Origin of the sequence: Pseudomonas fulva NBRC 16637 = DSM 17717, assembly GCF_000730565.1 — a bacterium.
Lineage (GTDB): Bacteria > Pseudomonadota > Gammaproteobacteria > Pseudomonadales > Pseudomonadaceae > Aquipseudomonas > Aquipseudomonas fulva.
On record NZ_BBIQ01000001.1, the window covers coordinates 499,190 to 519,046 of the forward strand.

At 61.8% G+C, this 19,857-nt stretch carries 14 protein-coding genes, 1 tRNA gene and 1 pseudogene; 4 read left to right on the forward strand and 12 right to left on the reverse strand.

The window, feature by feature from the left end; genetic code table 11:
* Positions 1–54 precede the first annotated feature (54 nt).
* The 5 genes from pqqF to PFU01S_RS02285 all read right to left on the reverse strand — a co-directional run bounded on the left by pqqF (position 55) and on the right by PFU01S_RS02285 (position 6,802).
* Entirely contained in the window at positions 55–2,382 is a 2,328-nt protein-coding gene (pqqF, locus tag PFU01S_RS02265; protein WP_042139002.1) for a pyrroloquinoline quinone biosynthesis protein PqqF, read from the reverse strand.
* Positions 2,383–2,429: 47 nt separating this feature from the next.
* The gene (locus tag PFU01S_RS02270; protein WP_028686629.1) at positions 2,430–3,236 is read right to left on the reverse strand and encodes a carbon-nitrogen hydrolase family protein; all 807 of its coding nucleotides are present in this window, start codon (positions 3,234–3,236) and stop codon (positions 2,430–2,432) included.
* Between the two features lie 13 nt (positions 3,237–3,249).
* Positions 3,250–4,932 (reverse strand): flavin monoamine oxidase family protein, encoded by a 1,683-nt coding sequence (locus tag PFU01S_RS02275; RefSeq protein ID WP_027913612.1) that lies wholly within the window; start codon positions 4,930–4,932, stop codon positions 3,250–3,252.
* 184 nt (positions 4,933–5,116) lie between these two features.
* A complete protein-coding gene (locus PFU01S_RS02280) occupies positions 5,117–5,578 on the reverse strand; it encodes an Lrp/AsnC family transcriptional regulator (protein ID WP_028686628.1) in 462 nt (153 codons plus the stop codon).
* 99 nt (positions 5,579–5,677) lie between these two features.
* Positions 5,678–6,802: a Fic family protein gene (locus PFU01S_RS02285; protein ID WP_028686627.1), complete on the reverse strand. Its 1,125-nt coding sequence runs from the start codon at positions 6,800–6,802 to the stop codon at positions 5,678–5,680.
* 283 nt (positions 6,803–7,085) lie between these two features.
* Here PFU01S_RS02285 and PFU01S_RS02290 point away from each other — a divergent pair, with 283 nt between their 5' ends.
* Positions 7,086–8,051 carry a tetratricopeptide repeat protein gene (locus tag PFU01S_RS02290; protein WP_028686626.1) on the forward strand — a complete coding sequence of 322 codons (966 nt, stop codon included), beginning with the start codon at positions 7,086–7,088 and terminating at the stop codon, positions 8,049–8,051.
* A 71-nt stretch (positions 8,052–8,122) separates the two neighbouring features.
* On the opposite strand, the gene PFU01S_RS02295 is transcribed toward PFU01S_RS02290, so the two are convergent.
* From PFU01S_RS02295 to rpsU, 5 genes and pseudogenes are all read right to left on the reverse strand, one after another.
* A tRNA-Ile gene (locus PFU01S_RS02295) sits at positions 8,123–8,199 on the reverse strand.
* 16 nt (positions 8,200–8,215) lie between these two features.
* Positions 8,216–11,179 (reverse strand): annotated as a pseudogene (locus PFU01S_RS02300) (EAL domain-containing protein); the annotation flags it as partial.
* 332 nt (positions 11,180–11,511) lie between these two features.
* Positions 11,512–13,359, reverse strand: coding sequence for an RNA polymerase sigma factor RpoD (gene rpoD / locus PFU01S_RS02305; protein WP_028686625.1), 1,848 nt, complete (start codon positions 13,357–13,359; stop codon positions 11,512–11,514).
* A gap of 67 nt (positions 13,360–13,426) precedes the next feature.
* Positions 13,427–15,403, reverse strand: a complete 1,977-nt coding sequence (dnaG, locus tag PFU01S_RS02310; protein ID WP_028686624.1) for a DNA primase — start codon at positions 15,401–15,403, stop codon at positions 13,427–13,429.
* Between the two features lie 301 nt (positions 15,404–15,704).
* The gene (gene rpsU, locus PFU01S_RS02315) at positions 15,705–15,920 is read right to left on the reverse strand and encodes a 30S ribosomal protein S21 (RefSeq protein ID WP_003255575.1); all 216 of its coding nucleotides are present in this window, start codon (positions 15,918–15,920) and stop codon (positions 15,705–15,707) included.
* Positions 15,921–16,124: 204 nt separating this feature from the next.
* Here rpsU and tsaD point away from each other — a divergent pair, with 204 nt between their 5' ends.
* On the forward strand, positions 16,125–17,150 hold the full coding sequence (gene tsaD, locus PFU01S_RS02320) for a tRNA (adenosine(37)-N6)-threonylcarbamoyltransferase complex transferase subunit TsaD (protein ID WP_027913619.1): 1,026 nt from the start codon (positions 16,125–16,127) through the stop codon (positions 17,148–17,150).
* Between the two features lie 3 nt (positions 17,151–17,153).
* Here tsaD and plsY read toward each other — a convergent pair whose 3' ends face one another.
* Complete coding sequence (gene plsY, locus PFU01S_RS02325; RefSeq protein ID WP_027913620.1) at positions 17,154–17,723, reverse strand: glycerol-3-phosphate 1-O-acyltransferase PlsY; 570 nt, start codon at positions 17,721–17,723, stop codon at positions 17,154–17,156.
* A gap of 74 nt (positions 17,724–17,797) precedes the next feature.
* On the opposite strand from plsY, the gene folB reads away from it, so the two are divergent.
* Both folB and folK read left to right on the forward strand, forming a co-directional pair.
* Positions 17,798–18,154: a dihydroneopterin aldolase gene (folB, locus tag PFU01S_RS02330; protein WP_028686623.1), complete on the forward strand. Its 357-nt coding sequence runs from the start codon at positions 17,798–17,800 to the stop codon at positions 18,152–18,154.
* A complete protein-coding gene (gene folK, locus PFU01S_RS02335; RefSeq protein ID WP_028686622.1) occupies positions 18,145–18,654 on the forward strand; it encodes a 2-amino-4-hydroxy-6-hydroxymethyldihydropteridine diphosphokinase in 510 nt (169 codons plus the stop codon). The genes folB and folK overlap by 10 nt, the downstream gene beginning before the upstream one ends.
* A gap of 93 nt (positions 18,655–18,747) precedes the next feature.
* On the opposite strand, the gene PFU01S_RS02340 is transcribed toward folK, so the two are convergent.
* Positions 18,748–19,854 (reverse strand): multifunctional CCA addition/repair protein, encoded by a 1,107-nt coding sequence (locus tag PFU01S_RS02340; RefSeq protein ID WP_027913623.1) that lies wholly within the window; start codon positions 19,852–19,854, stop codon positions 18,748–18,750.
* Between the last annotated feature and the right edge of the window lie 3 nt (positions 19,855–19,857).

Here is a 19,857-nt window from a genome sequence, read left to right on the forward strand (position 1 = left end):
CTGAATCAGGGTTGCGCTATCTTACAAGAAAACCGTTCATCCGAAGACTGTGTATCAGGAAAGTAGCGTTGCACCAGGTGCAATAATCTCGCGCTGCTTGGCCTGAAAGTCAGGTGGCGCGGCAGCGGTGGCCAGACAGATCCAGGGCGCCTGCCCATTGAGCAATGCGTCCTGCAGCCTGTCCAGATCATGCTGCCGCACATTGAGGATAGCCCTGCGTACGCCATCCAGCGTCCAGGGTTGTGTAGCCAGGTGTGTCTGCCAGGCCCACTCCACGACCTCGGCGTTGCTCATCACCGCTTCATCGAACTGATCGGCCAGCAGTTGCTGCGAGGAAAGATCGAGCGTGACGCGCTCGCGCAACAAGGTGACCACCTGTTCCAGGATCATGGCCGGGCTGGCGTGGGGCGATTGCACGCCGATCATCAGCCCGTGCACGCCCTCCACCTGGCGCATGGCGCTGAACACCGCATAGCCCAGTTGCAGTTCGACCCGCAAACGTTGATAGAGAGGGCCTTGAAGCAGGTGAGCCAGCAGCCTGCCCGCTACCTCCATGCCCGCTGGCAGAGGGTAGAACAACAGCAGGGCATGCTCGCTGCCGTACCCGTCCACCGTGTGCCAACGACGGGCGGGCGGTGGGACGGGAACAGGCGCGCGGCCATGGCCAGGCAGGCCTTGCAGGACGGCTGCCAGTGCCCGCTGTGTATCTGTATCGAAACCCACAGCCAACCCATGCCAGGTGGCCTGTTGCCAGAGCCTGTCGAGTTGGGCCTGGCTTTGCCGTGACACGGTCACCGCCTGCACGTCGAGGCCTACCACGGCGTTTGGCAACTGCTCGAGCAGTGCCCTGATGGGCATGGGCTCATTGGGTGGTACCGCGCGGTCAGCCCAGCAGTCGGCCGGCGGGGCCTTCAACAATGGCAGGGCAATCCCCATGGCGGTGACCACGGCCGAAGCTACGCCTGCGCAGCGCAGCGCCCATCCCTGGCCGGCCCTGGCGAAACTCAGCTGTACCGAAGCGCGTTCGCAGCGCGCTTTGAGTGGGGCCAGGGCTTGATCCAGAACGGCATGCAGTGATTCCTTCAAAGCAAGGGGTACCTGCCAACGCACAAGCAGGGCTGCATGCTGACGCGTGGCAGGCAAGGCGCCGCTGATGCTCAGTCCACCGGGTAAGGACCACTCACCGGTCTCAGGCAACGGTGTGTGCAGCAACGGCTCGCTCACAGGGAGCTGCCAGCGACCCTGGTCCGAATGGGGCAGGCTCGCCAGAAGCGCAGCAAAAGCGCGCTGGCCCTGTGTGTCGAGCGCGGTAAAGGGAAGCCCTGCGCTGTCCCTGCGTGCCAGCTCCATGGCGCTGGCGCTGTGCTCACGACGCCTTTGCAAGCGCCCGAATTCTCGATTGAGCTGCGCCAAGTCCGCGTTCTGCATGTATCCGAACCAGCCGTGAAGCAGGGCCATGGCCTGCCCAACAGCCACACCGGTGCCTGGCGTCAGATCGATGTGCCAGAGCAATTGCCCGGCGAAGGCGTAGAGCGTTTCAACCTTGATGGCCTGCAACCCGCAGTGCTGGCGCGCGGCAGCGAGCCACATACCGGGCCGGCTGTCGTTCAGGCAACTGATCAGCAGCGCTAGGGCATGCTCTGCGCCGGCCGGCATCTGGTCATGAGCGAACAGTTGCGGGTTGCAGCTTGTGCCCAATGGGGGTGGAGGGCGCCGCAGCTCGCGCGTGCCGCTGGCGAACAGTTGCGCGGGGGGCACGGCCAACTGTTCCAGTTCATCCAGGGACTGAGGGCCGCTCACCGCCAGCACCATTTGGCCTCCCTGGTAATAGCGTCGGTGAAAGTCCCTCAGTGCTTGCTGGAAGGCGGGGTCTTGCAGCGTTAAGGTGTAACGGTTACCGGCCTGGAAGGCGCGCAACGGATGACACGGCGCGACGGATTGCAGCAAGGCATGATGCGCCTGGGCCTGACGACTGCGCGACCAGGCGATGAATTCGGCGTGGATCACTTCGCGCTCGTCGCGTTGGCGGGCGATGGCCAGGTCCGGCTCGGCCAGCATCTGGCACAGCCGCATCAAACCGCCCGCCAAGGCTGTGGGCGGGGTTTCGAAGAAGAAGTCCGTCGTCCGCTCGCGGGTGCTTGCATTGACCTGGCCGCCGAGCGCCTGCACGTAGCGCATCAGGCCATTTTCGAGGGGATAACGCGTTGTCCCCAGAAAGAACAGGTGCTCGAGAAAATGCGCCAGCCCAGGCCACTTGGCAGGGGCGTCGTGGCTGCCCGCGTGCACCCTGAGCGCCGCCGCGGCGCGCTTGAGACGAGGGGCGTGGCGCAGGGTGAGCTGCAGGCCGTTGGCAAGGGTGAGCTGGCGGATGGTGTCAGGCATGGGGGCTCCGTGTGGTCCGACCATGCTAGCCTGCAAGCGCTGCGCTGTCAGTGATCCTGCCCAGGCGTTCGTCCGTGCAAGGCCTGACGCAGGTCGGTGAGGTAGGGGAATGCTCGACGGCCTTGCACCACGGCTTGCTGTTCCAGCTCGGCCAGCAGCAGGCATTCTTCATGGCCTGCCATGCCCAACACGCCGCCATCCGGGCCGACGATGCTGCTTTGTCCGCAATAGTCGATGGCGTCTTCCGTGCCGCAGTAGTTGGCATACACCAGGTAACACTGGTTTTCCTGGGCCCGGGCCCGCACCGTCACCTGGCAAACGAAGTCGTAAGGCTTCATGTTGGCTGTCGGGACCAGGATGAGCTCGGCGCCGGCCAAGGCCAGCCGACGGGCATTTTCCGGGAACTCGATGTCGTAGCAGATCAGCAGGCCGACTTTCCAGCCGTCCAGCTCGACGACCGGAAAATGATCCGGCCCCTGCGTGAACATCGTGCGATCAAGCTCACCGAACAGATGCGTCTTGCGGTAGTTGCCCAGGGTGCGGCCATCGGCAGCGATCAGTTGCGCGCTGTTGAAAACGGCACCGTTTGGGTCGCGTTCCGGGTAACCGTAGGCGATGGCGATACCATAGGTCTGCGCTGTCTGCATGATGTGCTGCGCTGACGGGCCATCGCAGGCTTCGGCCAGTTGCTGCACCTGGGCCGAGCCGATGTTGTAGCCGGTCAGAAACATTTCCGGGCAAACCAACAGTGACGCGCCCTGGCCGGCCGCCAACTGCGCCTGGTCGCGCAGCCGCTGCAGGTTGCCGGGCACATCCAGCGGGCCAGGCGGCGCTTGGAACAAGGCTATGCGCATGACAGCTCCTGGGTCAGTCGGCCAGCGCGATCGGGCCGATCTCGTCGAACACATCGCCTGGCCCCGGATTCTCGGGGTGGGTATGCCCGCCGAAGTGATTGATGATACCCCACACCGCATTGAGCGACGTCTGCACGGCGCCCTCCACCCAGGCAGGCGTCCAGGACACGTCGTCGCCGGCAATGAAGATGCCGCGCTGCTCGGCGGGCATGTCCTTTTGCATGAAGTGGGCATACATGCGTTGGTTGTAGCGGTAATGACCGGGCAGAGCGCCTTTGAAGGCGCCGAGGAAATACGGGTCCGCTTCCCACGACACCGTGATCGGATCGCCAATGATGTGGCCGGCGATGTCGGTCTTCGGATAGATCTTCTTCAGCGCGTCCAAGGCCAGCTGCACGCGTTTCTCGACCGGGTGTGGCAGCATTTTCAAGGCATCGCTCATCCAGGCATAGGACAGGCAGATGACCCCCGGCTTGTCGTCGCCGTTATCGAACAGGTACGTGCCGCGGGTCAGGCGGTCGGTCAGGGTCATGCTCAGCAGGTCGCGGCCGGTTTCCGGGTCCTTGTCCTTCCAGAACGGCCTGTCGACCATGACGAAGGTTTTCGACGACTGCATGTAGCGGGTGCGGTCCAGTGCCATCCACATTTTCTGGGAGAACAGCGATTCTTCGCAGTCGATCTGGGTGGTCAGCAACCACGTCTGGCAGGTGGCGAGCACGGCGCCGTACTGGCGGGTATCACCCCAGTTGTCGGTGACGGCCAGGCGGCCATCGGCAGCGCGCTGGATCCGCTTGACCCCGGTGCGGGGTGCGCCGCCATGCAGGGACCGCAAGCTGGTGCCCTCGGGCCAATGGGCGCAGCGCTCGGGCCGATGACGCCAGATACCTTGCGGTACCTGCTCCACGCCGCCCACGATCAGATGCTGATGATCATCGCAGTTGGTCATGACCACCCGGAAGATTTCCAGCATCGAGTTGGGGAAGTCAGAGTCCCAACCGCCTGTGCCGAAGCCTACCTGGCCGAACACTTCGCGGTGCAGGAAGCTGAGCTTGGCGAACGAGCGCGAGGTGGCGACGAAGTCGTAGAACGTGCGGTCGTCCCACAGCGGTACGAGTTTGTTCCACAGCGCCTTGAGGCGTGGTACATCGCGATCACGGATCGCTTGCTGGATATCGGCGAATTGCGCACCGCTTTCCAGCGCGTCAGCCCAGGCGTCGGCCACTTCATGAAACAACTGGGGAAGATCGGCAGGGGTTTCGGCGTAGTAGGTCTGGCCTTCGAGGTCGATCACCGTGCTGCTGGAGGCCGAGCTCAACGGGTTAGGGAAGGGCTTGGTCTGCAACCCTAGCTTGTCCACGTAGTGATAGAACGCCGTGGACGAGACCGGAAAGCGCATGCCACCCAACTCGGCGACGATGCCATCGGTGCCATTGAAGGCTTGCGAGCGCAGCCGGCCACCCAGTTTCGAGGCTTCGTACACCACTGGCTTGAGCCCCAGTTTCATGAGCTCGTAGGCGGCCACCAAGCCGGCGATTCCGGCGCCGATGATCGCGACTTCCTCGCCGTGACGTTGCGCCGGAATCGTGCCCAGGCCTGCCGGATGCTCCAGCCAGTCATCGAAGGCGAATGGAAAATCCGGGCCGAAAATGGTGATGGGTTTCTTGCCGTCGTCAGGGTGCCGGTTGTTCTTGTTCATTGAAGGACCTTGCCAGAGCGGCTGCGCGATGTGCTGAGCCTGAGTATAGGAGACGTCTGGCGGTCATTTTAGAGAGGGGACGTTTCGTTATTAAGAAGCAGAATGAGGTCGAAATGTCTCAGGGTTGGTCATAGTGACGTGTCAGGTGAGCACTTTGACGATTTCGGCTTCATGAGCATGGGTTTCAAAGCGCCTGACCGCGATCCACCTTGCTGCTGAGGATGATCGACGTGGTGGTTTTTTCGACGCCCTCGACGTTGCCGATCCGGTCCAGCAACTGGTCCAGTTGCTCCGGTGACTCCGTGTGCAGCCAGGCCACGTAGTCGAACTCGCCGCTCACTGCGCACAACTGCCGCACAGCGGCCATCGTGCTTAGTCGTTTGACGACCTCTTTGCCCGAGCGTGGCTGCACCTTGATGCCCACATATGCTTGTAGCCCACCGCCCATCACCTGCTGCCCCAAGCGCACGCCATAACCGGAAATCACCTTGTTCTTCTCCAACCGCTCGAGCCGTGAGTTGACCGTGGTGCGAGCGATGCCCAACTGGCGCGCGAGCATGGCTACGCTTTCGCGGGCATTGATCTGCAACAGGGCGATCAGCTGGCGGTCGATTTCATCCAGGGCGAACGGGCGAGGGTCTGGCATGGCGTGGCTCGGCGAGCGAAAGGGGGGAGGTAGCCTAGCTAGGCTGGGTGGGTGGGGGCAAGGAGGATTGCCCCGCTGCGCTCAGACGTTCATTGAGGCTCACTGGGCTATTTGGTAACGCGTACTGCGGCCGCCACCGGGCAGGCGTTCGATGCAGCCTTTTTCCAGAAGATCACTGAGGTGGCGAGTAGCAGTGGCTTTGGAAACTTTCGCTACGGCTTGGTACTGCGCTGCGCTGATACCTTGCTCGAAGCCGCGCTCGCCACCGTCGAGCAGACGGTTGAGTACTTTTACCTGCTCTGCGGATAACCCCTGGCCGCGGTGCGCCTGCCAGAATCGCGCCTTTGCCAGTACTCGATCAATACGTACGAGAGCCTTTTCCAGGCTGTTGAGCAAGGTGGTCAGAAACCAATACAGCCAACGGGTGATGTCCAGCCCACTTTTCTGACTGGCTTCCAGGATGCGGTAATAACCGGCGCGGTCGTCGAGAATGCTCGCGGACATCGCATAGAAACGGATGGCTTGTCGTTCACCTTGCGCCAACGCCAAGTCGGTGAGGGCGCGGGTAAGGCGGCCGTTACCGTCATCGAACGGGTGCAGGGTAACGAACCAAAGATGCGCGATACCCGCACGCAAGAAAGGGTTCAGGCTGGCATCGCGGCGACTGCGCTCGAACCAGACGAGAAAATCCGCCACTTGTGTTTCCAGGCCAGTTCGCGCAGGTACTTCGAAGTGGACCGTCGGGCGGTGGAGCCGACCGGAAACCACCTGCATGGGCTCATCGCCGCGCAATGTGCCGATATGCAGAGGTCTTGACATCAGCGGGTCATCGCTTGGAAACAACCAGCGGTGCCAAATGAAGAGCCGTTCTGTGTCTAGCGTTTGTTCATACCCCTGAGTGGCATCGAGCAGCAATGCTGCCAGGCCTTCTGATCGCGGTGTGGCTGATTGGCTTTCCTCGTTCAACCCTAAGCGCTGCGCCAGCGATGAGCGCACGGAACCAACATTCAGTTGCTCGCCCTCGATGGCGGAAGAGGTGATTATGTTCTGCAGCATGGCATCCAGGCTGCTCTGCACTTCAGTTTCGTGCCCTGCGGCATCGAGCATCCCCAACAGACGGCCCTGCGCCTGGCTGCAGGCGTGCAGCAGTGGGGCGAGTGTTTCAGTTTGCCAAGTAAACCCTGGCCAACCGGGCTGCTGCCAGATCCATTGCGGGTCATTCATAGGTTACGTTCACGTGAGCCGATTAGCGAGCCTATTCGGCTCATTAAATGAGCCGATAATGCCGCCTATTCGGCTCACTGTCTAATGCATAACGGGGAACATAGTGGCCTCAAGGGCGGTTTCAACACGGGCATCGGGCCCATGACGTGATATGAAATGCAAAAAAGCCGCACAGTTGCGCGGCTTCAAAGAAGGTGGTTCGAACCTGCCCAGCAGAGCCATTACCTTGTTGGCTTTTCTATACGCCCTTAACATGGCAGACCCTCGCAAGGCAGGAAACACCATGTGGTTCACGAATAAAAAAACGCTCAGTGCCGAGCAGGCGACTGCGCTCAATGACCAGGGCTGGGCGGCGTTCCGAGCACAGGATCTGCACGCTGCGCAGCAGTGCTTCGAGAACCTTGCCAAGGCGTGTCCCGACGACCCGCGCTGGATGAATGGCGTTGGCGCGGTGAGCCTGGCACGTGATGATCGCGCCAATGCTCATCGACACTTCCAGAGGGCCGCCGACCGTGATTATCCCGGCAGCCACTACAACCTGGGCATCATGGCCTACCAAGACGGTAATCACGACGTTGCCCGCCGACACTTCCAGAGGGCTGCCGAGCACGACTATCCGGGCAGCCACTACAACCTTGGCAGCATGGCCTTCCAGGAGGGTGACCACGACACCGCCCGCCAATACTTCCAGAAAGCCACCGAGTACGACTGTGTCCGTAGCCACTTCTACCTGGGCAGCATGGCCTACCAGGATGGCGATCACGATGCTGCCGTCGAACACCTCAACAAGGCTGTGCGCCACGATCATCCGGAGGCGTTGAACTTGCTGGGTGACGTCCATCTGCATGCAGAGCGTTATCCGCAGGCTGAGCAGGCCTACCGGCGCGCGGCCGAGTTGGGCAATGTCGACGGCTACAACAATCTTGGCCTTCTTTACTTGCAGCTCGAAGACTATCAACAGGCCAAGCAGGCGTTGTTGCAGGCCTTGGAGTCCGACCACGTCTACGCCCAGCACAACCTGGCTGTGGCCTATCACCGACTGGGCGAGCTCGAGGCGGCCGAGCGCTGGTACCTGATTTCCTTCTCAGAGCACGGCAACCTGCAGTCGCTGGAGAACCTTGGGCATGTCTATGGTGACAGTGGGCGTGAGGTCGAGGGCCAGGCGCTGGTCGCGGCCTCCGACAAGCTCTACGAGGATCAGCCACTCAACGATTACGAGCAGGCGTTGATCGACCGGTTGCTGGCCTGAGCCACGGTGACCTTGCCGCCCGCGCCGCCGACCCAGAAAGCCGAAAGCCGCGCAGTGCGCGGCTTTGAATATGGTGGGCCCACACGGACTCGAACCGTGGACCAAAGGATTATGAGTCCTCTGCTCTAACCAACTGAGCTATAGGCCCTCAGTAGGAGGCGCGATTATAACGAGGGTTTCGCACCTGTGCCATCCGAAAGATCCGTTAGTGCTATACGAAGAAATTGCGCAGCGAATTCCCCCGGCAGCAAGGGCAGGCTGACGATGTAGCCCTGGATCTGCTCGCAGCCTTCGGTAGCCAGAAATCGCTGCTGGGCCTGGTTCTCGACGCCTTCGGCAATGATGGTCAGCTGCATGCTGCGGCCCAGCGCGATGATGGCGCGGGCGATAGCGGCATCGTGGGGGTCGTCGGGCAGGCCGCGGATGAAGGATTTGTCGATCTTGAGGATGTCCAGCGGCAGCCGCTTGAGGTAGCTCAACGACGAATAACCGGTGCCAAAATCGTCGATCGCCAGTTGCACGCCCAATTTCTTCAACTGGTGCAGAACCGCGAGGGCTTCTTCGGCCTGGCTCATGATGAAGTTCTCGGTGATCTCCAGCTGTAGATCGCCGGCCTTGAGTTGGTGTTGCTTGAGCAGTGCCTCGATGCGCCGTGCCAGGTTGGGTTGGCGAAGCTGCGCGCCGGCCAGGTTGATCGACAGCGGGCCAAAGGGTTCGTAACGCTGTTTCCAGACTTGCATCTGGCGGCAGGCCTGTTCCAGTACCCAATCGCCCAGTTGCAGGATGGTGCCGTTTTCCTCTGCCAGGTGGATGAAATGCTCCGGTGGCACTTCGCCAAATGTCGGGTGGCTCCAGCGGATCAAGGCTTCGGCACCGACCAGGGTCTGGGTTTGCAGGCTGAGCTTGGGCTGGAAGCACAGGCTCATCTCGTTGCGTTCGATGGCCCGGCGCAGTTCGTGCTCCAGGGCAACACGCTCACTGGCCTGGGCGGTAAGGTCGCGGGTATAGACTTCCACCCGGTTGCGCCCCTTGGCCTTGGAGCGGTACATGGCGGCATCGGCGTTGCGGATGAGCGTGGCGACATCGCTGCCGTCGTGTGGGTAGAGGCTTATGCCGATGCTGGCGCTGGTAAAGAACTCATGCTCGCCGGCCTGGAAGGGGGCGTTGAAACACGCCAGCAGCTTGTTGGCGATGGTGCTCGCGTCACTGGGCTTGTGCAGGCCAGGCAGCAGGATGATGAATTCGTCGCCCCCCAGGCGCGCCACGGTGTCCACGTCGCGCACCTGCTCTTTGAGGCGCTGTGCGATGCCCTTGAGCAGCAGGTCGCCTACCGGATGGCCGAGGCTGTCGTTGATGTGCTTGAAACGGTCCAGGTCCAGGAACAGCACGGCGCCTTGGCGATTGGACAGTTGTCCACAGGTCAGCACGGCCTGGAGCCGATTTTCGAACAGGGTGCGGTTGGGCAGGCCAGTAAGGGGGTCGTGATGTGCCTGATAGTCCAGCTCGGCTTGTGCGTGCTTGATGCTGGAGATGTCGGCGAACACCGCCACGAAGTGCGTGATCTCGCGCTCGGCATTGCGCACGGCACTGATGGTCAGCCAGCTAGGGTACAGCTCGCCGTTCTTGCGTTTGTTGTAGATCTCGCCCTGCCAGTGCCCTTCATCGGTCAGTTGATGCCACAGGGCAGCGTAGAAGGCGCTGTCATGCTGGCCCGAGGCGAGCAGGCGGGGGGTCTGGCCCAGCGCTTCGATCTCGCTGTAGCCGGTGATCTCGCTGAAGGCACGGTTCACCGCACTGATGCGCTGGTCGATGTCGGTGATCAGCACGCCCTCGGCCGTGTTTTCGAACACTGTGGCGGCCAGTTGCAGTTTTTCCTGCATCAGGTGGCGCTCGGTAATGTCCCGTGCGATGGTCAACATACAGTCGGTGCCGGCGATTGGCAGCGGGCGCGCAGACAATTCGCACAGGCGAATCTGCCCGTCGCTACGGCGGATATGGCAGGTGAAGTCGCGTACGAAGCCTTCTCGGTTGAGCTGGTCGAGCAGACGCTTGCGTTCATTGAGGTCTACCCAGATGCCAAGGTCCAGCGACGTCTGGTCCAGGGTCGGGTGCAGGGCGTAGCCGGTCAGGCGGCAAAACCCGTCGTTGACCTCCAGCAGCAAGCCATCGTGCTGACGGGACAGCAACAGGCCGTCTGGTGAGGCATGAAACGCCTTGGCGAACTTTTCTTCGGAAATCTGCAGTTGTTGCTGGGTTTCCTTGAGCTGGCTGATGTCGCGTACGGCGACCACCAGCGCAGGTGTGCCGTCGAGTTCGAAGGTTTCAGCAGACGTAAGCCCTGTGAACACCTGGCCGTTGCTGCGCCTGAAGCTCATTTCCAGGTTGCGGATGCCGCCCAGGTGCAGGCGCTCCAGCAAGCGAGGGCCTGAACCCTCGACTGCCCATAGATTGAGCTCGGTCGCCGTCCGGCCGATGACCTGGCCAGGCGTCAGGCCTATCTGCTCCTCGAACGCTTCGTTGACCTCCAGCAAGCAGCCGTCGCTGTGGCGGGCGATCAGCAAGATGTCCGGGCACTGCTGGAACACCGAGGCAAACTTCTGCTCGGACAGACGCAGCGCATCTTCGGTGCGCTTGGTTTCACTGATGTCGATCATCAGGCCGCGCATGACGGGCTGGTGACCATGCTTGATCATGCTGACGATGTTGCGCACCCACAACGCTTGGCCATCGGCACGAATCACCCGGTAATCCAGGCTGTGGTCGCGCCCGGCGGCGGTTTCGCTTTCGCAGTAGGCCTGAGCCCATAACGCATCGTCAGGGTGCACGATGCTGCGCCAGAAACCGGGCTTTAGCCAATTGCTCAGGGGGTAACCGAGCAAAGCTTCGGCATGGGGCGATACATAGCTGTACGTGAAATCGTTCACGTCCGCTTCCCAGGCGATGGCTGAAAGGCTCTCGACCAGACCACGGTAATGGTACTCGCTGCTGCGCAGCTCCTGTTCCAGTGCGATGCGCCGGGAGATTTCGGAGCTCAGGCGCCGGTTGATACGCATGACCGTGGCCAGCACCAGTACCAGCAACAATACGGTGGGTACGCCGTACACCACCAGATCGGACCAGAACATGCGGGCAGTGCCGTGCTGTGCGGAGGCTTGCGGGGAGTCGGGTTGCCCCGTGGTTGGGCTGGGCATCGCCACGGCGACGTACTCGGCGACCGAACTTGGCTGTTGCACTTGCGCAACGCCCGTCGTGGTCCACAGGCTCAGGGTCACCAGCAGGATTGCCGGCATCAGGGGCATAGCGGCCTCTCGCATTCAAATGGTCTGAGTCGAGTGTAGACGGCCAATCACCTCTGGATGGGTGTCAGGGAGGTTTTTTCAGGCTTAACAGGGCCTTGGAGACGGATGGCCAGTGGTGTGCGAAGCCTAGAAAAAACCCCGGCCTGGGCCGGGGTTAGTCATCACTCGTCGAGGAAGGAGCGCAGGTGCTCGCTTCGAGTCGGGTGACGCAGCTTGCGCAGCGCCTTCGCCTCGATCTGACGGATCCGCTCGCGGGTCACGTCGAACTGCTTACCCACTTCTTCAAGGGTGTGATCGGTGTTCATGTCGATGCCGAAGCGCATGCGCAGGACCTTGGCTTCACGTGCCGTGAGGCCCGACAGGACATCGCGGGTCGCTTCCTTGAGGCTCTCGACCGTGGCCACGTCGATCGGGGACTGCATGGTCGAGTCCTCGATGAAGTCACCCAGGTGCGAATCTTCATCGTCACCGATCGGGGTTTCCATGGAGATCGGCTCTTTGGCGATCTTCAATACCTTGCGGATCTTGTCCTCAGGCATTTCCATGCGCTCGCCCAACTCTTCCGGGGTCGGCTCACGACCCATTTCCTGCAGCATCTGCCGGGAAATGCGGTTGAGCTTGTTGATCGTTTCGATCATGTGCACCGGAATACGAATGGTGCGTGCCTGGTCGGCGATGGAGCGAGTGATCGCCTGACGAATCCACCAGGTGGCATAGGTCGAGAACTTGTAACCGCGACGGTATTCGAACTTGTCCACAGCCTTCATCAAGCCGATGTTGCCTTCCTGGATCAGGTCCAGGAACTGCAAGCCACGGTTGGTGTACTTCTTGGTGATGGAGATCACCAGACGCAGGTTCGCCTCGACCATTTCTTTCTTGGCGCGGCGAGCCTTGGCTTCGCCAATCGACATGCGACGGTTGATTTCCTTGATTTCGGAAACGGTCAGGCCGGTTTCGGTCTCAAGGTCGATCAGTTTCTGCTGGCACGCAACGATAGCTGCGTCCTTTTCACCCAAGGCCGCAGCCCATTTGGTGTTGCGCTTGGCAAGGTCACCGCTCCAGGTCTGGTCGGTTTCGTTGCTCGGGAACATGCGCAGGAAGTCGGCACGCGGCATGCGGGCATCACGCACGCACAGCTGCATGATGGCGCGCTCTTGCTGACGCAGGCGGCTCAGTGCGCCGCGAACGCGCTCGACCAGCACTTCGAACTGCTTGGGTACCAGCTTGATCGGCATGAACAGATCGGCCAGTGCCTGCAGGGCAGCAATGCTTTCCTTGTGATCACGGCCGTTCTTCTTCAGGACCTTGTTGGTGGCCTGAAGCTGATCGGATACCGCGCCGAAGCGTTGGGCCGCAACGACAGGGTCCGGACCGCTTTCGGTCTCTTCTTCGTCGTCGCTGTCGGACTCTTCTTCCTCGTCCTCGGACTCTTCCTTCGCAGCGGCAGTCTTGGCGCCTGGAATCGGCACTTCTTCTGTCGGTGCTGCGATGTTGTCATCGGGATCGATGTAACCACTGAGGACGTCCGACAGACGGCCACCTTCGGTGGTGACGCGGTCGTACTCGCCGAGAATGTAATCGACAGTGCCCGGGAAGTGGGCGATGGCGCCCATGACTTCACGAATGCCTTCCTCGATCCGCTTGGCGATTTCGATCTCGCCTTCACGGGTCAGCAGCTCGACCGTGCCCATTTCACGCATGTACATGCGTACCGGGTCGGTCGTGCGGCCGATATCGGTCTCAACTGCCGCCAACGCAGCAGCGGCTTCTTCGGCCGCGGCTTCGTCGGTGTCGGCTTCCGCCAACAGAAGGGCATCCGCATCCGGAGCACTCTCGAATACGTTGATCCCCATGTCGTTGATCATGCGGATGATGTCTTCCACCTGTTCAGGATCTGAAATATCCTCAGGCAGGTGGTCGTTGACCTCCGCGTAAGTCAGGTAGCCCTGCTCACGACCGCGGGTGATCAACTCTTTGATACGAGACTGCTGTTGCGCTTTTCCGGACATAACACCCTATCCACTGAAGGTCTTGGCGGGCAAAAAACAAGCCGAGGATTATACCCGAGCATGGACCTCACGCGCCAGATGAGGTCGGGTTTTGTGCGGGAACATTCCGGCTCAACAAGGCGAGAAGCTGGGTTTTTTCCTCGCTGGTCAATTCGCTTTGACGGGATTTCCTGAGCAGTTGTTCCAGGCTTCGCTCACGTTGGCGAGCGGACAAGCTAGTAATGGTGTCGAAAAACTGTTGTTCAAGGTTGTCGGCCACGATCAACCATTCCTTCTCCGCCAAAGCCCGCAGCAGGCGACCTTGTTCGGTGCCATGCCAGCGTGCGATCAGCTGCATTGAGCTTAGCCCAGGATTTTTCTGTGCAGCTTCGATCAATGCCACCAGCAGTTGGCTGTAGAGCTGTTCTTCGTCGGCAAAATGGCTGGCGTCCTCCACCTTGCCGGCCAACAGCGGATGGTGCAGCAGCGTACGCAGCGCCGCCAGCGTAGGCGGTTCGACCGGTGCCGGCACGCGGGGCGGGGGCTCGTCACGCTGCCACGGCTTGCCGCCCTTGCGATGCTTGTCCCAGGGTTTGTCGCTCCAGGCTTTCTTGCCGCCGGCCTTTTTTGGCGTCCAGGCTTGTTCCTGATGGGCGCCAGCATAATCGGGCTGCGGCATGTCGCCGTAATCAGGCGTGTAGCTGACCATGGCGTCGTAGTCATAGCCTGGATCGTAGTCTGCGCTGGGCGCCGCGGGGGCCTGCTGGGCCAGTTGCTCGACCTGCTGCGGATCGAGCCCGGTGATGTCCCGCAGGCGGTTGCGCATCAGCTGACGCAGGTTGGCGCCCGGAATTTTTTCGATCAACGGTGCAGCCAGGGTCGCCATGTGCGCCTTGCCCTCGAGCGAGCGAGGGTCTGCCTCGATGCTCAACTGCTCGAAGAAGTAATCGGCCAGCGGTTGGGCGTGCTGATTGATGCGGGCCATGAAGGCGTCGGTGCCTTCGGCGCGGACCAGGCTGTCCGGGTCTTCGCCTTCGGGCAGGAACAGAAAGCGCGCGCGACGGCCGTCCTGCAAGTTCGACAGGGCGGACTCCAGCGCCCGCCAGGCCGCCTTGCGCCCGGCCTGGTCGCCGTCGAAGCAGAACAGTACGCTCGGGACCACGCGAAACAGGCGCTTGAGGTGCTCTTCGCTGGTGGCAGTGCCCAGGGTGGCCACGGCGTTGCGCAAGCCCTGCTGGGCCAGGGCAATCACGTCCATGTAGCCCTCGACCACGATGATTTCGTCGAGGTTGCGGTTGTGCTTGCGGGCCTCGTACAGCCCGTACAGCTCCTGGCCCTTGTGGAACACGGGCGTTTCAGGGGAGTTCAGGTACTTGGGCTTGTCGTCGCCTAGCACCCTGCCGCCGAAGGCGATGATACGGCCACGGCTGTCACGAATCGGGAACATCACCCGATCGCGGAAGCGGTCATAGCGTTTACCGGTTTCGGCATTCTCGATCAGCAGGCCGGCATCGATCATGACCTTCTGCTGCAGCGTGTCGGCACCCAGGTGCTTGAGCAGGTTGTCCCAGCCCGGCGGCGCGAAACCCAGGCCAAAATCCCGCGCCACTTCGCCGGATAAGCCGCGGCCCTTGAGGTATTCCACCGCCGCCTTGCGGGTCGGGTGACTGCGCAGGGCCTGGCGGTAGAACTTCGAGGCGGCGTCCAGCAGCGGATACAACGGGGAATCGGTCGGCTGGCGCGGTTTCTGGTCGCGCCGGCCTTGCTCGCGCGGGACTTCCATGCCTGCCGCGCGTGCCAGTTCCTCGACGGCCTGGGGAAAATCCAGGTTGTCGTGGTCCATGACGAAGCCAAGGGCATTGCCACCGGCGCCGCAACCAAAGCAGTAATAGAACTGCTTGTCGGGGCTCACGGTGAAGGACGGGGTCTTTTCCTTGTGGAACGGGCAGCAGGCAGAATAATTCTTGCCGGTTTTTTTCAGTTGGACACGGGAGCTGACCACGTCGACGATGTCGAGGCGGTTGATGAGGTCGTCAATGAAACTCTGGGGAATCAGCCCGGCCATGGCAGTCTCGTCAATCTGGCAACTGGCAAGTCTAATCGCTCACGCGCCGAATGCAGCGGGTGATGCTTGAAGCTATGCGGGGAATAAGTGCTCGTCGCCGGCCCATAAGGCCCGTCAGTCGGACGTGCACGCCTGGCCTACAGCACAATGACCAGTTCTGACGTTTCAGGCAGGTTGCCCGCATGCACGGTGCTTGAACAGGTGCATGGAGCCTTGAGCAAGTTGCTCAAGTTTGAAACGACCACTGCCATCGCCCGGCGGTTAACCGGGCAGGGCAGAAGCTTTGCGATGAACGTCTGTATTAGTACAGACGAACGGCGCGGCGCTGTTCGCGCTGAACTTTCTTGGCGTGACGTTTGACAGCGGCAGCTGCCTTACGCTTACGCTCTGCGGTCGGCTTCTCGTAAAACTCGCGGCTACGAACTTCAGCCAGTACACCGGCTTTTTCGCAGGAGCGCTTGAAACGACGCAGAGCTACGTCGAAGGGTTCGTTCTCTTTAACTTTGACGGCTGGCATCCAGGGCTACCTTAATTCATTACCGGGGTAGACGCGCTCCTGGCAAAACAAAGGTGTGCTGGAGAACGTCGGTTTTCAAGGGTTGCGGATGTTAACCCTTAGCAAGCCGGAATGCAAAGCCTCTGATCGAAAACCGCTGGTCGGCACCTTGCACGGGGACTATCATGCGCGCCTTCGAATTCAGCCCCCACAAGGGACGAGCCCATGCTAGTACTGGGATTGGAAACATCCTGCGACGAAACCGGCGTCGCATTATACGACAGTGAGCGGGGCCTGCTGGCCGATGCGCTGTTCAGTCAGATCGACCTGCACCGCGTATTTGGCGGCGTGGTGCCCGAGCTCGCATCGCGCGACCACGTCAAGCGCATGCTGCCGCTGATCCGCCAGGTGCTGGACGAAGCGGGCTGCGTGGCCACCGAAATCGACGCCATCGCCTATACCGCAGGCCCCGGGCTGGTCGGCGCACTCCTGGTCGGTGCCTCCTGCGCCCAGGCCCTGGCCTTTGCCTGGGATATCCCGGCCATCGGTGTACACCACATGGAGGGCCACCTGCTGGCGCCCATGCTGGAAGAAAACCCGCCGGCGTTTCCGTTCGTCGCCTTGTTGGTTTCCGGCGGTCATACCCAGCTGGTGCGCGTCGATGGCATCGGTCAATACGAGTTGCTCGGCGAGAGCCTGGACGATGCGGCCGGCGAGGCGTTCGACAAGACCGCCAAGCTCATTGGGCTGAACTACCCCGGTGGGCCGGAAATTGCCCGGCTTGCCGAGCGCGGCACGCCGGGCCGGTTCGTGTTCCCACGACCGATGACCGATCGGCCAGGCCTGGCAATGAGTTTCAGTGGCTTGAAAACCTTTGCCCTCAATACCTGGCAGCAGTGCCGGGAGGCTGGCGACGACAACGAACAAACCCGTTGCGACGTGTCCCTGGCGTTCCAGCAGGCGGTGGTAGAGACTCTGACCATCAAGTGCAAGCGGGCGCTCAAGCAGACGGGCCTCAAGCGGTTGGTCATCGCCGGGGGGGTCAGTGCCAACAAGGCCCTGCGCGCTTCGTTGGAAGACATGCTCGGCAACCTCAAGGGCAATGTCTATTACGCCCGTCCGCAGTTCTGCACCGACAACGGAGCCATGATCGCCTATGCCGGCTGCCAGCGACTGCTGGTGGGGCAGCAGCAGGACCTGGCGATCAGTGTGCAGGCGCGCTGGCCGATGGAGCAGCTGCCGCCCCTGTAGGGCTCAGAAGTGCCGCTCGCGGCCTGCAAACAGGTCACGCAGGTTACTGCGATGGCGCCATACGATCAGGACGGTCAGTACCGTCATCGGCAGCAGGGCCTCGGGCTGGCGCCAGGCCAGCAATGGCAGGGTCAGCGGTGTTGCGATCAGCGCAGCCAGGGAACTGGTCCGGGTGAGGTACAGGGTCAGCAGCCAGGCAACGATGGCCAGCAATGCGGCAGGCAGGTACAGGCCGACCAGCATGCCGGCCGCGGTCGCGACGCCCTTGCCACCGCGAAAGCGAAAGTACACGGGGAACAGGTGGCCCAGCACTGCGCAGATACCGATCCAGGCCTGCGCGTGCAGGTCCAGCCCGGCAAGGCGGGCGAGCATTACCGGCAACAGCCCCTTGCACAGGTCGCCAAGCAGGGTCAGGATCGCCATCTTGCGCCCTGCCAGGCGCAGCATGTTGGTCGCGCCGGCATTGCCCGAACCACTGCAACGCGGGTCCGGGCTGCCTGCAAGGCGGCTCAGGACAATGGCGAAGGACAGCGAGCCGAGCAGGTAGGCGAGCAGCGCCAGTAACCAAAACATGCTAACTATTCCGGGCGAGGACGCCCTGATTCTAACGGCGCCAGTCGCCCTTGTCGTGCTGTGGAGAGAAGTGCTTGGACAGAGTGTTCATCGAAGGCCTGGAAGTCGATACCGTGATTGGTGCCTATGACTGGGAGCGGGATATTCGCCAGTGCCTGCGGCTTGACCTGAGCTTTGCCTGGGACAACAAGCCTGCGGCCGCGGGCGACGACCTCGCCCTGGCGCTCGATTACGCGAGCGTTTCGACGCGTATCCAGGGGTTCGCCGAGCAGGCACGCTTCGAGTTGGTCGAAACCTTCGCCGAGCGCCTCGTTGCCGTGTTGATGGACGAGTTCGGCATTCCTTGGGTACGCCTGAAGCTCACCAAGCCGGGCGCAGTGCCGGCAGCGCGTGGTGGTGTTGGCGTGGAGATCGAGCGCGGATGTCTCTGAGCACGGTATACCTAGGCCTTGGCAGCAACGTCGATCGGAACACCCACCTGTGTGCCGGCCTCGATGCGCTGGCCGCCATCCTGACCGACATGCGCTGCTCGCCAGCCTTCGAAAGCCAGGCGGTGGGCATCAAGAGCGGGCCGTTCATCAATTTCGTGGTGACCGGGCAGACGACGTTGCCGTTGATCGAACTGGACCGGCGGCTGAAATTCATCGAGGCCGACAATGGCCGGTATGCCCCTGATCGACTCGGCCTACCCCTGGATATCGACGTGCTGATGTATGACGACCTGCATGGCACTTTCGACGGGTTGGTGCTGCCCCGGGCCGAGATTCTGAAAAATGCCTTCGTGCTGTGGCCGTTGTCGCTGCTGGCGCCTGAACTGGTACACCCGGGTGTAGGCAAGACCATGGCGCAGGTATGGCAAGAGGCGCAGATCGATCAGGTGCTGGCGCCAGTCGCCTTCGAGTGGCGTGGGTTGCAACTGACGCCTGGCTGATGGAGGCTCGTACTGTCGGATGCAAGTCCCGGTATGTCAGCCATCTGCTGCTGGGGTTGCCGCGCAGGTCGAGCGAGCTGCGCGGCATCGTCGCTAGCTGCCCTTGTAGGCATCGAGCGCCTGCAGGCGCTCATTTTTCAAGGCCTCACCCAATGCCTGGCCGGTGAGACCACCCTGAACCAGCGGCTTCACATCCACGGCCCGGGCAGCGGCCATAGCCCCTTGCAAGTAGTCTGCCTGCCGGTAGTCTGTCCGCCCGTTGCCCTGCGCGATCGCCCTGCACGCTGCTAGAAAGTCCTCGAAACGCTGCGGTCTGCGGTAAACGTCGAACGTTTGCAACAGATCCAGCAGCGCCTGGGCAGGCAGCTCAAAGGCTTGATTGGCCTGCTCCAGGCACTGGCTGGTCAGCATCGACAGCTCCTGGCATTCTCGCGGGGTTTTCAGGCGCTGATTGAGCGCTTTGATCGACGCGGTGGGCAAAGGATGCAGCAGACAGGCCCAGCGTATGGGCAAAGCAAGCTGAAGCTTGGCTGCCTGTTCCAGTGAGGCCAGGGTCTGGGGGTGAGGCTCCAGTTCCGGCAGCAGCACTTGCAGGGCATTGCACGCTCGCAGGACTTCGAAGAATACCTGGGGGTGCGCTTCCATCAATGCCCGCTCGATTTCCTTCCAGGTGCGTTCTGCCGTCAACGCCAGCAACTCACCCGACGCGCTGATGTGCTGCATCAACCCCAGCGTGTCGTTGGCCACCTTGAAACCCAAGGGCGCATAGCGCGCAGCAAAACGGGCCACGCGCAATACACGCAGAGGATCTTCGGCGAATGCCGGAGAAACGTGGCGAAGCAGGCGTCGATCGAGATCGGCCTTGCCCTGGTAAGGATCGTAGAGCGTACCGCACGCGTCCTCGGCCATCGCGTTGATGGTCAAGTCGCGGCGTATCAGGTCTTGCTCCAGTGTGACGTCCGGGCTTGCGTGAAAGGTAAACCCACCGTAGCCCCTGCCGCTCTTGCGCTCGGTGCGGGCCAGCGCATATTCCTCACCGGTCTTGGGGTGCAGGAACACCGGAAAGTCGGCGCCTACCGGGCGAAATCCTTCGGCAAGCATGTCTTCAACCGTGGCGCCTACCACAAGCCAGTCGATATCACTGACCGGGCGCCCGAGTAGACGGTCGCGTACAGCGCCCCCCACTTTGTAAATGTGCATAGG